Here is a 13,745-nt window from a genome sequence, read left to right on the forward strand (position 1 = left end):
CGCCGCCCCGCCACCGAGACCGCCGCACCCCCGCCCGGGGTGCGGCGGTCTCATGCGTCCGGCTCGAGATCCGGCCGCGACGTCCCCGCCGCCCCTTGACGCGCGCCCACCGTGCTGGTTCATGAGTCGAGTAGCGAACCAAGGAGCCAGATGCTCGACGACGGCAGACCCCTCTTCCAGCAGATCGCCCAGCAGGTGGCCGACGGCGTGGTCGCCGGCACCTTCCCGGAGGGCGCGCAGGTGCCCTCCACCACCGAGCTGGCCGTGCTGCACCGCATCAACCCCGCGACGGTCGGCAAGGGCCTGGCCCTGCTCGTGGCCGACGACGTCCTCCACAAGCGCCGCGGGCTCGGCATGTTCGTCAGCGAGGGGGCGCGCGAGCGCCTCGTCGCCCGACGGCGCACCGAGCTCGCCGCCACGTACGTGCGCCCCCTCGTCGAGGAGGCCCGGTCGCTCGGGCTGGAGCTCGACGACGTGCACCGCCTCATCGACCAGCTCGACCAGGAGGGACTCCGATGAGCACGACCACCGCCGCCCGGAGCGGCCCGGCCGTCCGGGTCCGCGGCGCCTCCCGGCGCTTCGCCGGCACCGCCGCCCTCGACGACGTCACCCTCGACGTCCCCCGGGACCGCGTGTGCGGCCTGCTCGGGCGCAACGGGGCGGGCAAGACCACGCTCCTGTCGCTGCTCGCCGGGCACGACCGCCCCGACGCCGGGACGGTGGAGGTGCTGGGCGAGCAGCCCTTCGAGAACCCGCGCGCCGCGGGCACCTCCCTGCTCGTGCGCGACGACCAGCGCTACCCCGACGACTTCCACCTCGCGCACGTGCTGCGCGTCGGCCCCCTCTTCCACCCGGCCTGGGACGCAGCGCTCGCCGCGGAGGTGGTCGAGCGCTTCCGGATCCCGGCCAAGCCCCCGGTGAAGAAGTTCTCCCGCGGGCAGCGCTCCGCCCTCGGCGTCCTGCTCGGCCTCGCGGCCCGCGCCCCCGTGACGATCCTGGACGAGCCGACGCTCGGCCTGGACGCCACCGCGCGGGCCCACTTCCGCGAGCTCCTCGTGCGCGAGATGTCCGAGCACCCCCGGACGGTCGTCCTGTCCACGCACCTCGTCGACGAGATGGAGGGCGCCCTCGACCGCGTCCTCGTCCTGGACCGCGGGCGGCTGGTCCTCGACGCCGACGTCGACGAGGCCCGCGAGCGCGCGCACGTGGTGCTCGGGCCCGCGGAGGCCGTCGAGCGCGCGACGGCGGGCTCCCGGACGCTCGCCTCGCGCCGCGTGGGGGGCTTCGCCGAGGTCGTGCTGGAGGGCCCGGCCACCGCGGCCGCGACCCGGTCGGCGGGCGCCGCCGGGCTCCAGGTCCGCCCCGCCGGCCTGCAGGAGCTCGTCGCCGCCCTCGGCGCGGGGGACCCGCCGTCCCCCGAGGCCGCCGTCACCGCCCCCGCCCCGTCCGCGACCACCGTCTCCGGAGCGTCTCGATGACCACCGCCACCGCCCCCCGCGCCGGTCGCGCGACGCACGGCCCCGGGGCCTCCGCCCTCGCCGTCCTGCGCCTGCAGACGACCAAGCGCTTCGAGACCTTCGGCTCCCCGCTGGTGGTCCTGGCGACCGCGCTCCTCGTCACCGCGCTCGTCGCGCTCGTCGTCTGGCGCGCGACACCCGAGGGCTCCGGCACGTGGGTCGAGGTCAGCCGGGGCCTGCAGCTCGTGCTGTGGTGGCTGGTCGGGTACATGGTCTACAACGGCGTCCAGTCCGTGGCCACGACGTTCCCGCTGGCCCTGACGCTCGGGAGCACCCGGGCCGCCTTCACGGCGGGCACCGCGGCCCACCACGTGCTGGTGTCGGCGCACGTCACGCTGGTGGCCCTGGCGCTGCTCGGCCTGGAGCACCTGACCGACCGGTGGTTCACGGGCCTGCACCTGCTCGACAGCCTCTTCCTCGGCGGCGGTGACCCGGTGCGGCTCGTGGCGATCCTGTTCCTCGGCCAGCTGGTCGCGCTGTCGGTCGGGGGCGCCTTCGCGGCCGTGTGGGTGCGCCACGGCCCGCGGGTGACCTTCGCCGCCGGAGTCGGGGTCGTGCTCGTCCTCGCCCTCGCGGCCGCCCTCGTCGTCCCGGAGGTGGTCGAGGCCGCGGACGCGTTCCGGCTGTGGTGGCTCGCCGTGCTCGCCGTCGGGGTCATCGCCCTGTGCGCGCTCGTGCAGACCCTGGCCCTGCGCCGCGCCGCGGTGCGCTGACCACCGCGACGAGCCAGCGCGACCGCACCAGGACGACGACGGGGACCGGCCGGCGCCGGTCCCCGTCGTCGTGGTCGCCCGCGTCAGAGCCCGGCGAGCTCCTCGACCGGCGGGCAGGAGCAGACGAGGTTGCGGTCGCCGTAGGCGCCGTCGATGCGGCGCACCGGCGGCCAGTACTTGCGCTGCGGCGTGACGCCGGCGGGGTAGACGGCGGTCGCCCGGTCGTAGGCGCGGTCCCACTCCCCCACGAGCATGGCCGCGGTGTGCGGCGCGCCCCGCAGCGGCGAGTCCTCCACCGACCAGCGCCCCTCCTCGACCTCCTCCACCTCGCGGCGGATCGCGATCATCGCGTCGCAGAAGCGGTCGAGCTCGGCGAGGTCCTCGCTCTCCGTCGGCTCGACCATCAGGGTCCCGGCGACGGGGAACGACATCGTCGGCGCGTGGAAGCCGTGGTCGACGAGGCGCTTGGCGACGTCGTCCACCGTGACGCCGGTGGCGGCGGTCAGGGGCCGCAGGTCGAGGATGCACTCGTGGGCCACGAGGCCGCTGCCGCCCGTGTAGAGCACGGGGTAGTGCTCGCGCAGCCGGGCCGCGACGTAGTTGGCCGTCAGCAGCGCCGCCTGGGTGGCGCGCACGAGCCCGTCGGGCCCCATGAGGGCCAGGTACGTCCACGAGATCGGCAGGATGCCCGCGGACCCGAACGGCGCCCCCGAGACGGGACCGACGCCCCCGGGACCGGTGCCCCCGGCGTCCGTCGTGCCCGCGCTGACCCCGCCGGCGACCTCGGCCGACGGCAGGAACGGCGCCAGGTGCGCGCGCGCCGCCACCGGGCCGACGCCCGGACCGCCGCCGCCGTGCGGGATGCAGAAGGTCTTGTGCAGGTTGAGGTGGGAGACGTCGGCGCCGAACTCCCCCGGGCGCGCGACGCCGACGAGCGCGTTGAGGTTGGCGCCGTCGACGTACACCTGGCCCCCCGCGGCGTGCACGACCTCGCACAGCCGCGTGATGCCGTCCTCGAAGACCCCGTGCGTGGACGGGTAGGTCACCATCACCGCGGCCAGCTGCTCGCCGTGCTGGGCGACCTTGGCCTCGAGGTCGTCCAGGTCCACGTCACCGCTCGGCGCCGTGGCCACCGTCACCACGCGCAGCCCGGCCATGACGGCGCTGGCGGCGTTCGTGCCGTGCGCCGACGTCGGGATGAGGCAGACCGTGCGGGCCTCGTCCCCCCGGCTGCGGTGGTAGGCGCGGATGGCCAGCAGGCCGGCCAGCTCGCCCTGGCTGCCGGCGTTGGGCTGCAGGCTCACGGCGTCGTACCCGGTGATCTCGGCCAGCTGCGCCTCCAGCTCGGCCACGAGCTGGGCGGTGCCGGCGAGGTCCTCGGCCGGCGCGAAGGGGTGGGTGTCGGCGAAGGCCGGCCAGCTGATGGGCTCCATCTCGGCGGTCGCGTTGAGCTTCATGGTGCAGGAGCCCAGCGGGATCATCCCGCGGTCCAGCGCGTAGTCGGCGTCGGAGAGGCGCTTGAGGTAGCGCAGCATCGCCGTCTCGCTGCGGTGCAGCGCGAAGACCGGGTGCGTCAGGTACCCGCTGGTGCGGCGCAGCGCCGCCGGCAGCGACACCTCGGCGCCGTCGACCGCCTCCCCCGCCGACGGGAAGCAGGCGATCACGGCCTCGACGTCCGCGGGCGTCGTCGTCTCGTCGCAGGACAGGCCGACCACGTCGCCGTCGACGCGGCGCAGCCAGTAGCCGGCCTCCCGCGCCCGGGCGACCACGGCGTCGGCCTCGCCCGGCACCCGCACGAGGACGGTGTCGAACACGTCGGCGTGCACCACCTCGAGCCCGCGGGCGCGCACCTGCCGGCCCACCTCGACGGCCCGCTCGTGCACCGCGGTGGCGATCCGCCGCAGGCCGTCGGGGCCGTGGTGGACGGCGTACATGCTCGCGATCACGGCCAGCAGCACCTGCGCGGTGCAGATGTTGCTCGTCGCCTTCTCCCGGCGGATGTGCTGCTCGCGGGTCTGCAGCGCCAACCGGTACGCGGGGTTGCCGTCGGCGTCCTTGCTGACGCCGACGAGGCGCCCGGGCAGGGTGCGCTGCAGGCCCTCGCGGACCGCGATGTAGCCCGCGTGCGGCCCCCCGCCGCCCATGGGGACGCCGAAGCGCTGGCTGGTGCCGACGGCGACGTCGGCGCCGATCTCACCCGGGGGGCGCAGCAGGGTCAGCGCCAGCAGGTCCGCCGCGACGGCGACGAGCGCACCACGGGCGTGGGCCTCCTCGACGAGCGCCGCGTCGTCGCGCACGACGCCGGAGGCGCCGGGGTGCTGCAGCAGCAGGCCGAAGAGGTTTCCCTCGGGCAGACCCTCGCGGGTGTCGTGGACCACCACGGGCATCCCGATGGCCTCGGCCCGGGTGCGCAGGACGGCGAGCGTCTGCGGCAGCACGTCGGCGTCGACGACGAACGCCGCGTCCTTCGGCGCCCGGCTGCTGCGGCGCAGGAGCGTCATCGCCTCCGCGGCGGCCGTGGACTCGTCGAGCATCGAGGCGTTGGCCAGCGCCAGGCCGGTGAGGTCGGCGACGACGGTCTGGAAGTTGAGGAGGGCCTCGAGCCGGCCCTGGGAGATCTCCGGCTGGTAGGGCGTGTACGCCGTGTACCAGGACGGGTCCTCGAGCACGTTGCGGCGGATCACCGGCGGCGTGACGGTGCCCGAGTACCCCAGGCCGATCATCGAGCGCCGCACGGTGTTGCGGTCGGCGACGGCCCGCAGCCGTGCGGTGACCTCGGGCTCGCTGCCGGCCGCCGGCAGGTCCAGCGGCCGGTCGCTGCGGATGGACGCCGGCACGGCGGCGTCCACGAGCGCCTCCAGCGACGGCTGGCCGACGACGGCGAGCATCTGGCGCACCTCGTCCGCCGAGGGGCCGACGTGCCGGTCGGCGAAGGCCGCCGCACCGGAGGTGCCGGTGCGCAGGAGCTCGCCGGGCCCGTCGGGGGCGTCCTCGAGAGGACTGGTGGCGGGCGTTCGGTCGACGGGCGTGGTCATCGACGGCTCCGGGGGTGTCGGCGCGCGCGGCGCGGACGGCGTCCCCGCCGGTGGGCGGGGCTCCCCCTCTGTCGCCCTCGGCTCCAGAGATGCCTGCCCGCGCGGTCCTGGCGCCTGAGAGGTTCCGGGGAGGTTGCCCCTTCGGCGCCCCACTCCCCGCGCCGGTGGGCGGCGGGTGCGGGGACTCTCCCGCGCGGGGTCGATCAGCGCGGCCAGGCTACCCCGGCAGCACCGGTCGGTCGGCCCGCGCTGCGCGGCGCCGGCGGCTCAGCCCGTGCGACGGGCGGCCCGGCGCGCGGACAGCTCGTCCGCGGGCTCGACGGCCGCCTCCGCGCCCTCGTCGGCGCGCTCGCCCGGCAGCGAGGCGAGGGTGCCCTCGACCTCGCGCCAGACCCGGCCGACGGCGATGCCGAACACGCCCTGGCCGCCCTGGACGAGGTCGATGACCTCGTCGGCGGAGGTGCACTCGTAGACGCTGGCCCCGTCGCTCATGAGCGTGATCTGCGCGAGGTCCTCGACCCCGCGCTCGCGGAGCGCGCCGACGGCCGCCCTGATCTGCTGCAGCGAGACGCCGGTGTCCAGCAGCCGCTTGACCACCTTGAGGACGAGGATGTCGCGGAAGCCGTAGAGGCGCTGGGTGCCCGAGCCGGTGGCCGGGCGCACGCCCGGCTCGACGAGGCCGGTGCGGGCCCAGTAGTCGAGCTGGCGGTAGGTGATGCCGGCGGCGCGGCACGCCGTGACGCCGCGGTAGCCGACCTCGTCGTCGAGGACGGGGAGGTCCTCCGAGAAGAGGACGCCCTGCGCCGCCCGGGGCGCGGGACGGCGAGGCGCCGCTCCGCTCGCGTCACCCGTGGTGCTCACACCGGCCTCCATCGCGGGTCCTGCGGCGCGGGGCCGGCTGCTCGAGGCTCGAGCGTCGGGGCTCGGGGCCCGCCGCGGACGTCGTGTGCGACCGAACGTACGCAGGGCCCCCACCCGGGTCAACGACCGGGCGCCCGGGCGCCCCGGCGTGTCGCGGGAGCGAACCCTCCACCTGAGGTCGACGGTCCGCCGCGGACGTGGGGACCCTCACGGTCGGGCGCCGCCGGGACCGCTCGGGTCGTCCGGGTCGTCGCCCTCGGAGGACTCGAAGTCCTCGGCGCTGACCTGGTCGAGGAACTCGCGGAACCGCTCGACCTCGTCCTCGGCCTCGCCCTCCTCCTCGGGCACGCCCACGGCGCTGGACTCGAGGACCTCGTCGGCGCCGAGGATGGAGCAGCCCGCCCGCAGGGCCAGGGCGATGGCGTCGGAGGAGCGGGCGCTCACCACGACACCGCCGGAGAGCACGAGCTCGGCGTAGAAGACGTTGTCGCGCACGGCCACGATGCGGACCTGCTCGAGCTCGCGGCCCAGGGCGCCGATGACGTCGTTGAGGAGGTCGTGCGTCAGCGGGCGGGGCGGCACCACGCCCTGCTGGGCGAAGGCGATGGCGCTCGCCTCGGGCGCGCCGATCCAGATCGGCAGGTACCGCTCCCCCTCCGCCTCCCGCAGCAGGACGATCGGCTGGTTGGACGGCATCTCGACCCGGACTCCGACGACCTCGAGCTCGCGCACGAGCGCCACGGTAGCCCCGTCCGCGACGGGCGGCGGATCGGGGACCCGTCTCGCGCGGGGTGGGACGACGCGCGCTCAGGTGAGGCGGTCGAGCCCGGCCCGCACGAGCGAGGTGTGCAGGCGCAGGCACAGCGCGGCGAGCTCGGACGCGGCGTCGGCCGCGCGGCCCGCAGCACCCGGGGAGGGGTGGCGGCGCAGCGGGACGACCACCTGCTCGACGAGGCCGAGCTCGCGCTCCGCGGCCGTCCGGAAGGCCCGCAGGTGCCGGGCCTCGATCCCGAAGGCGGCCAGCTCGCCGGCCGCTCGCGCGACCTCCAGGTCGTCGGCGCCGAAGTGGCCGTCCTCGGCCACGACGAGGCCGTAGCCCTCGAGGTCGGCCAGCAGCTGCTCGCCGACCCCGGCCGCCTCGCGCAGCTCCGAGCGCCGCAGCCGCAGCCGCGGCGACGGGGCGAGCCGCGACGGGGCCGGGTCCGCGACCGCCTGGGGCGCCATGAGCGGCGCCCCCGCCGGCGCGGGCGGCTGCAGGCCGCGGTCCAGGGCGTCGAGGTGCTCGGCGATGGCCTTCAGCGGCATGTACCGGTCGCGCTGGAGCTCCAGCACCAGGCGCAGCCGCTCGACGTCCGCGGTGGAGAACTTCCGGTAGCCGGACGCCGTGCGCTGGGGCTCCACGAGCCCCCGCTCCTCGAGGAAGCGGATCTTGGAGTGGGAGATCTCGGGGAAGTCGCCGACCAGCTCGCCGAGGACCTCGCCGATGCTGAGCAGCCGCCCGGGCCGACCGCCGCCGACGGCGGCGCTGGGGCGGGGGGAGGTCGCGCTCACGCCCCCGCACCCGCGTCGTCGCCCGCGGAGGGGTGGAAGACCAGGCGGTACTTGCCCACCTGGACCTCGTCCCCGGCCGACAGCCCCACCTCGTCGACCCGCTCGCGGTTGACGTAGGTGCCGTTGAGGCTGCTGGCGTCGCGCACGAGGAAGCGCGTGGCCGGCCCGGAGCCCTCGCGGAGGAACTCCGCGTGCCGCCGGGAGACCGTCACGTCGTCGAGGAAGATGTCGCTGTCCGGGTTGCGACCGGCCGTCGTGCGGCCCGCGTCGAGGAGGAAGCGGGCGCCCTGGTTCGGGCCCCGCTGGACCACGAGGAGGGCCGAGCCCGGCGGCAGGGCCGCGACGGCGGACTGCTCGTCCGTGGTCAGGCCGACCACGGGGGCGTCGTCGTGGGCCGCCGTGTCGCGGTCCGCGACGCCCTCCGGCGCCCCGCCGAGGTCGGGGAGCACGTGGCTCGACGTGGTGTCGTGGGAGCCGGCGGACCGGGTGGTGCCCTCCCGCGGGCCGTCCGCGTCCTGCGGCCCGACGTCCTGCGTGCTCATCGCCTCTCCTCTGCGTGCTCGACGGAGCGCTCGCTGCGCGTCACGACCCGCTCCGGGATGGCCGACCCTACTGGTGGCCGCCGCCGCGGGCGCCCGCTCAGGAGGTGATCGACCGGTACGCCCGGGCGTCGAGCAGGGCGTCGACCGCCGCCGCGTCCACGCCCTCCAGCTCGAACATCCAGCCCTCGCCGTAGGGGGCGCTGTTGACGAGCTCGGGGTTGGCCTCCAGGGCCTCGTTCACGGCGCGGACGACGCCCGTCAGTGGGGCGTAGACCTCGCTGACGCTCTTGGTGGACTCGACCTCGCCGATGCTCGCGCCGGCCTCGACGGAGGACCCCGCGTCCGGCAGCTGGACGAAGACCACGTCGCCCAGGGCGTCCTGGGCGTAGGCGGTGATGCCGACCCGCACGACGCCGTCGGCGTCCGGCGGGCGGACCCACTCGTGCTCGGCCGTGTAGCGCAGCGCGGAGGGGAGCTCGGAGGTGCCCTCCGAGGGGGTGTCGTCGGCCACGGTGCTCCTGGGGTCGGCGCGCTGGTGCGCGGGACGGCGCGCGGCGGCGGGCGCCGCGGCGTGCGGGTCGGGCGGTGCCGATCATGCCAGCCGAGCGGGGCGGCGGGGGCCGCGCCCGGCGACCCGCGCGCCGCGGCCGGAGCGCTCGGCCGCCGCGGGCTCAGCCTCCGTCGCCCGCGGCCTCCGGATCGGGGTCGAGCTCGGCCACCCGCGCCTGCGGGGCCTCGGCGACGGCGGTGATGCGGACCTCGTCCTGGCGCTGCACCAGCACCGTCGCGCCCTGGTTCTCCAGCAGGTCCAGGACGCCGCCGGGGATGCCGATCGTCGCCTCGAGCCGCGCCGGGTCGCCGATCGCGCGGATGGTGAAGGGCGACGTGACCGGGGTGCCGTCCACCTCGAGACCGCCCGCGGCGTCGGTGAACGCGGTCGAGGCCACCACGCGGGCGTCCCCGACCGACAGGACCTCGGCGCCGGCGTCGCGCAGCTCCTGGACCGTCCCGAGCACGCGGATGGCGGTGAGGCGGGCGTCCGGGTCCAGCACGCTGACCGTGACGCCCGGGCCGACCGCCGGCGCCGTGCCGGCCAGGAGCACCTGGGCGTCCCGGGCCTGCTCCGCCGACCGCAGGGCCTCCTGGCGCTGGTCCCCCTCGGCCTCCAGGGCCTGCTGGGTCGCGAGGAGCTCGCCGTACTCGGTGGTCAGGCGCTGGCGCTGGTCGCCCAGGTCGTCGACCGCGCGCACGAGGTCGGGCTCGCGCAGCTGCGTGAGCCCGCTCTCCTGCGTCGCCTGCAGCTGGACCACCAGCGCGAAGCCGAGGGCGGCGCACAGCGCCCCGGCCAAGAGCTGGCCGCGCGTCGCCCGCGGCCGCAGGGCCGCCGCGAGCCGACGGCGGACGTCCTGGGCCGACGCGACGCCGGCGGGCGCCCACGCCCGGTCCTCGGCGCCTCGCCCGCCCGGCCCGTCGGCGCGCGCCCCGTCCGGCTCGTCCGCACGGGACGTCTCGGCCGCCGGCGCGTCGCGACCGGGCTCCTCGGGAGAGCTCATGCGCGGAACAGGTGCCGCCGGATGGCGGCGGCGTTGGAGAAGATGCGGATCCCGAGCACGACGACGACGCCCGTGGACAGCTGGGCGCCGACGCCGAGCTGGTCGCCGAGGTAGACCACCAGCGCGGCCACGACGACGTTGGACAGGAAGGAGACGACGAAGACCCGGTCGTCGAAGACACCGTCCAGGACGGCGCGCAGGCCGCCGAAGACGGCGTCCAGCGCCGCCACCACGGCGATCGGCAGGTACGGCTGGACGACGGCGGGCACGGTCGGCTGCAGCACCAGGCCCAGCACGACGCCGACGACGAGCCCCAGGACGGCGATCACGACCCCTCCTCCTCCTCGAGGACCCGGGCGGTCTCCGGGCGCACGCCCGGCGCCGCGGGCAGGTGCAGCTCCTCGGCCTCGTCGACCTCCACGGAGATGCCGTAGTCCGCGAGGCCCGCGGCGTACCGGCCGCCGGCCGAGCGGGCGAAGCCCGTCGCCAGGTCGTCCGGGTCCCCCACGGCCTCGACCGCGTACGGCGGGGCGAGGGGCTGGTAGCCCACGAGCACGGCCTCCCCCGCCCCCCGGACGGCCGTCCTCGCCGTGAGGCGCTGGCCCCCGACGGCCACCGCCTCGGCCCCGGCCTCCCACAGGCCGTTCACGACGACCTGGAGGTCCCGGTCGCGCACGCGGCCGGCGTCGGCAGCCGCGTCCGTGCGCGGCGAGCCGGACGCGTCCGCACCGGTCGACGGCGCGTCGTCCACGACCACCCGCAGCCCCGGGCCCCTCACGGGCGCGCTGCCCGTGAGCACGCCCAGGCTCTCGGCCGTCTCGCCCAGCTCGGCCCCGACGGGGCCGAGCACGGCGTCCTGCGCGCTGACGACCCGGCCGCGCACGACCTCGACCGACGCGGCGAGGGCGTCGACCTCCTCCTGGCGCTGCTCGACCTCCTCGCGCAGGGCGACCGTGGTGCGCTCGGCGCCGGGCGCCCGCAGGTGCACGACGCCCACGACGGCCACGAGCCCGGCCAGCAGGCCCAGCGCCACCGTGGTCGTCCGCCGCGACCAGGTGGGCGCGGAGGAGAGCCCGGCGCGACGGGCGGCGGTCGCCGCGGCGTAGCTGGGGTCCAGCGGCCGCTCCATCACCTCCCGCAGGAGGGTCATCGAGGCGTCCGGGCGTCCGGACGGCCGGGGGGAGGTCGGGCGGGGCGAGGCCGCCGGGCCGGAGGGGCTCACGCGTCCGCCCGCGCTGTCGACGAGCTCTCGCCCGAGGACGGGCCGGAGGCGGCGGTCGGGAGACCGGCCCGCGCCCGGGCTGCGTCGTCGCGGACCAGGAGGCGGACCTGGTGGACGTAGAGGAGGCCGGCCCACCAGTACAGGCCCGTCCCCCACCACGCGAAGGCCCACCCCAGCGGCTCCGCCACCGCCCCGACGCCCGCGGCCACCTGGCCCAGCAGGATGAGGGGGAAGGCGTAGAGGAGGCAGAAGGTCGCCGCCTTGCCGAGGTAGTGGACCTCGAGCGTGCCGTACCCGTGCCGGGACAGGACGGGGACCGTCAGGCCCAGGACGACGTCGCGCAGCGCGATGAGCGCGACGAGCCACCACGGGACGATGTCGCGCCAGGCGAGGCCCACCAGCGTCACCGCGATGTACAGGCGGTCGGCCGCCGGGTCGAGCACGCGCCCGAGCCGCGAGGTCTGGTGCCACCGGCGCGCCAGGTAGCCGTCGAGGTAGTCCGAGGCGCCCGACACGAAGAGCACCGCCAGCGCCCAGCCGTCGCGCTCGGTCGCGATGAGGACGGCGAAGACGGGCACGAGGAGCAGTCGCGCGAAGGAGATCGCGTTGGGGATCGTGAAGACCTCGTCGGTGTCCATCTCGTCCGACGTGGATCCCCTGAGGGCCGGCGAGCCGCCGCCGCTGCTGCGCCGTGGGTCGCTCGTGCCCGCCACGCGCACCTCCCCTGCCGACCGCTCGGGACGACGTCCCGCTGCCACGGGCCAGCCTACGGGGGCTCAGCGCCCCCGGGTCCTGCCCCGCCAGGGCCCCTGCTCCGGAGACGACGAAGGCCCTGGTGGGAGTCGCGCTCCCACCAGGGCCCCTGCTCCGGAGACGACGAAGGCCCTGGTGGGATTCGTGCTCCCACCAGGGCCTGTGCGTCGGGATGACAGGATTTGAACCTGCGACCCCTTGACCCCCAGTCAAGTGCGCTACCAAGCTGCGCCACATCCCGAGCTGCCGACGGCTCCCCGTCCGGCGCCCGCGGACGGGCGCCACCGGACTGCCGCGGCGCCGCAGACACTACCGCACCGCAGGCGCTGCCCTCCGCCCCCGCGAGGCGGGACGACGGGTGCCCGGGGCCGCGCCCCGTCGGCGCGGCCGGGCTGCTGCGTCAGCGGCGGCGGCGCTCCCGCACGCGGACGCTCAGCTCGATCGGGGAGCCCTCGAAGCCGAACTCCTCGCGCAGCCGGCGCTCGAGGAAGCGGCGGTAGCCGGCCTCGAGGAAGCCGGAGGCGAAGATGACGAAGCGCGGCGGCTGGGTCGAGGGCTGCGTGCCGAAGAGGATCCGCGGCTGCTTGCCCCCGCGCACCGGGTGCGGGTGCTCGGCGACGACCTGGCCCAGGAAGCTGTTGAGCCTGCCCGTGGGCACGCGCGTGTCCCAGGAGTCGAGCGCGACGTCGATCGCGGGGACGAGGCGGTCGAGGTGGCGGCCGGTGCGCGCCGACACGTTGGCGCGCGGGGCCCACTGGACCTGCACGAGGTCGCGCTCGAGCTCGCGCTCGAGGTAGTGGCGGCGCTCCTCGTCGAGCAGGTCCCACTTGTTGACCGCCAGCACGAGCGCCCGGCCGGCCTCGACCACCATCGAGATGATGCGCGTGTCCTGCTCGGTGAGCGTCTCCGACCCGTCCACCAGGACGACGGCGACCTCGGCCTTCTCCAGCGCGGCCTGCGTGCGCAGGGACGCGTAGAAGTCGGCGCCGCTGGACTGGTGGACGCGGCGGCGGATGCCGGCCGTGTCGACGAACTGCCACTCGCGGCCGCCGAGGTCGACCACCTCGTCGACGGGGTCGCGCGTCGTGCCCGCCGTCGCGTCGACGACGACGCGGTCGCTGCCCGTCAGCTTGTTGAGCATGCTCGACTTGCCGACGTTGGGACGCCCGAGCAGGGCGACGCGGCGCAGGCCGGACGGGCGCTGGCGCGCCGCCAGCACCTCCTCGGGGACGGCGTCGAGGATGGCGTCGAGCAGGTCGCCGGAGCCGCGGCCGTGCACCGAGGACACCGGGTACGGCTCGCCGAGCCCGAGCGACCACAGGAGGGCGGCGTCGGCCTCGCCGCGCTGGTCGTCGACCTTGTTGGCCGCCAGGACGACCGGCTTGCCGGAGCGCCGCAGCAGCCGCACCACGGCCTCGTCGGTGCCGGTCGCGCCGACCGTGGCGTCGACGACGAAGACGACGACGTCGGCCAGCTCGATCGCCACCTCCGCCTGGGCCGCCACCCGGGCGTCCAGCCCGGTCGCGTCCTTCTCCCAGCCGCCGGTGTCCACGAGCATGAAGCGGCGCCCCGTCCACTCCGCGGGGTAGCTGACGCGGTCGCGCGTGATGCCGGGCACGTCCTGCACCACGGCCTCGCGCCGACCGAGGATGCGGTTGACGAGGCTGGACTTGCCGACGTTGGGGCGCCCCACGACGGCGACGACGGGCAGCAGCTCCGGCGGCTCCGCGGGTGCGTCGCCGGCCTCGACGCCGAGGAGGGCGTAGTCCTCCTCGGAGAGGTCGTAGTCCTCCAGGCCCGCGCGCAGGGCCGTGGTGCGCTCGACGCCGTCGACGACCTCCGGCCCCGGCTCGGCCGGGTCCTGCGGGTCGACCTCGGCGGAGCCGTCCTGGGTCGGGGCGTCCTGGGTCACGTCGTCCTGGAGGGCGTCGTCCTGGAGGGCGTCGTCCTCCACGACGTCGTCCTCGGGTGCGTCGTCCTGGGGCTGCTGGGGCACGG

At 76.4% G+C, this 13,745-nt stretch carries 14 protein-coding genes, 1 tRNA gene and 1 riboswitch; of the genes, 3 read left to right on the top strand and 12 right to left on the bottom strand.

The window, feature by feature from the left end:
- The first annotated feature begins 150 nt into the window (after nt 1-150).
- Genes Q0848_RS03040 through Q0848_RS03050 form a run of 3 tightly spaced genes read left to right on the top strand, consistent with a single transcriptional unit; the run spans nt 151 to nt 2,230 of the window.
- On the top strand, nt 151-519 hold the full coding sequence (locus Q0848_RS03040; RefSeq protein WP_299034607.1) for a GntR family transcriptional regulator: 369 nt from the start codon (nt 151-153) through the stop codon (nt 517-519).
- Nucleotides 516-1,478, top strand: a complete 963-nt coding sequence (locus Q0848_RS03045; protein WP_299034610.1) for an ABC transporter ATP-binding protein — start codon at nt 516-518, stop codon at nt 1,476-1,478. Before Q0848_RS03040 ends, Q0848_RS03045 begins: the two co-directional genes overlap by 4 nt.
- Entirely contained in the window at nt 1,475-2,230 is a 756-nt protein-coding gene (locus Q0848_RS03050; RefSeq protein WP_299034613.1) for a hypothetical protein, read from the top strand. Before Q0848_RS03045 ends, Q0848_RS03050 begins: the two co-directional genes overlap by 4 nt.
- Nucleotides 2,231-2,313: 83 nt before the next feature.
- Here Q0848_RS03050 and gcvP read toward each other — a convergent pair whose 3' ends face one another.
- The 12 genes from gcvP to der form a co-directional block, all read right to left on the bottom strand.
- Nucleotides 2,314-5,265: an aminomethyl-transferring glycine dehydrogenase gene (gcvP, locus tag Q0848_RS03055; protein WP_299034616.1), complete on the bottom strand. Its 2,952-nt coding sequence runs from the start codon at nt 5,263-5,265 to the stop codon at nt 2,314-2,316.
- Between the two features lie 92 nt (nt 5,266-5,357).
- A riboswitch (glycine riboswitch) is annotated at nt 5,358-5,467 on the bottom strand.
- A 65-nt stretch (nt 5,468-5,532) separates the two neighbouring features.
- Nucleotides 5,533-6,126, bottom strand: coding sequence for a MerR family transcriptional regulator (locus Q0848_RS03060; protein WP_299034619.1), 594 nt, complete (start codon nt 6,124-6,126; stop codon nt 5,533-5,535).
- Nucleotides 6,127-6,333: 207 nt separating this feature from the next.
- Nucleotides 6,334-6,858, bottom strand: coding sequence for a bifunctional nuclease family protein (locus tag Q0848_RS03065; RefSeq protein ID WP_299034622.1), 525 nt, complete (start codon nt 6,856-6,858; stop codon nt 6,334-6,336).
- 75 nt (nt 6,859-6,933) lie between these two features.
- Nucleotides 6,934-7,677, bottom strand: coding sequence for a MerR family transcriptional regulator (locus Q0848_RS03070; RefSeq protein ID WP_299034625.1), 744 nt, complete (start codon nt 7,675-7,677; stop codon nt 6,934-6,936).
- Complete coding sequence (locus Q0848_RS03075; protein WP_299034628.1) at nt 7,674-8,219, bottom strand: FHA domain-containing protein; 546 nt, start codon at nt 8,217-8,219, stop codon at nt 7,674-7,676. Before Q0848_RS03075 ends, Q0848_RS03070 begins: the two co-directional genes overlap by 4 nt.
- Nucleotides 8,220-8,316: 97 nt before the next feature.
- The gene (gene gcvH / locus Q0848_RS03080) at nt 8,317-8,730 is read right to left on the bottom strand and encodes a glycine cleavage system protein GcvH (RefSeq protein WP_299034631.1); all 414 of its coding nucleotides are present in this window, start codon (nt 8,728-8,730) and stop codon (nt 8,317-8,319) included.
- Between the two features lie 160 nt (nt 8,731-8,890).
- Complete coding sequence (locus Q0848_RS03085; protein ID WP_299034634.1) at nt 8,891-9,772, bottom strand: DUF881 domain-containing protein; 882 nt, start codon at nt 9,770-9,772, stop codon at nt 8,891-8,893.
- Entirely contained in the window at nt 9,769-10,101 is a 333-nt protein-coding gene (locus Q0848_RS03090; RefSeq protein WP_299034637.1) for a small basic family protein, read from the bottom strand. The genes Q0848_RS03085 and Q0848_RS03090 overlap by 4 nt, the downstream gene beginning before the upstream one ends.
- Nucleotides 10,098-10,922, bottom strand: a complete 825-nt coding sequence (locus tag Q0848_RS03095; RefSeq protein WP_299034640.1) for a DUF881 domain-containing protein — start codon at nt 10,920-10,922, stop codon at nt 10,098-10,100. The genes Q0848_RS03090 and Q0848_RS03095 overlap by 4 nt, the downstream gene beginning before the upstream one ends.
- Before the next feature lie 68 nt (nt 10,923-10,990).
- A complete protein-coding gene (locus tag Q0848_RS03100) occupies nt 10,991-11,632 on the bottom strand; it encodes a CDP-alcohol phosphatidyltransferase family protein (RefSeq protein ID WP_366146399.1) in 642 nt (213 codons plus the stop codon).
- Between the two features lie 282 nt (nt 11,633-11,914).
- Nucleotides 11,915-11,988: transfer RNA gene (locus Q0848_RS03105), tRNA-Pro, on the bottom strand.
- 159 nt (nt 11,989-12,147) lie between these two features.
- Nucleotides 12,148-13,743, bottom strand: a complete 1,596-nt coding sequence (gene der / locus Q0848_RS03110) for a ribosome biogenesis GTPase Der (RefSeq protein ID WP_299034646.1) — start codon at nt 13,741-13,743, stop codon at nt 12,148-12,150.
- Nucleotides 13,744-13,745 lie beyond the last annotated feature (2 nt).

This window comes from uncultured Pseudokineococcus sp. (assembly GCF_947495735.1).
Taxonomy (GTDB): Bacteria; Actinomycetota; Actinomycetes; order Actinomycetales; family Quadrisphaeraceae; genus Pseudokineococcus.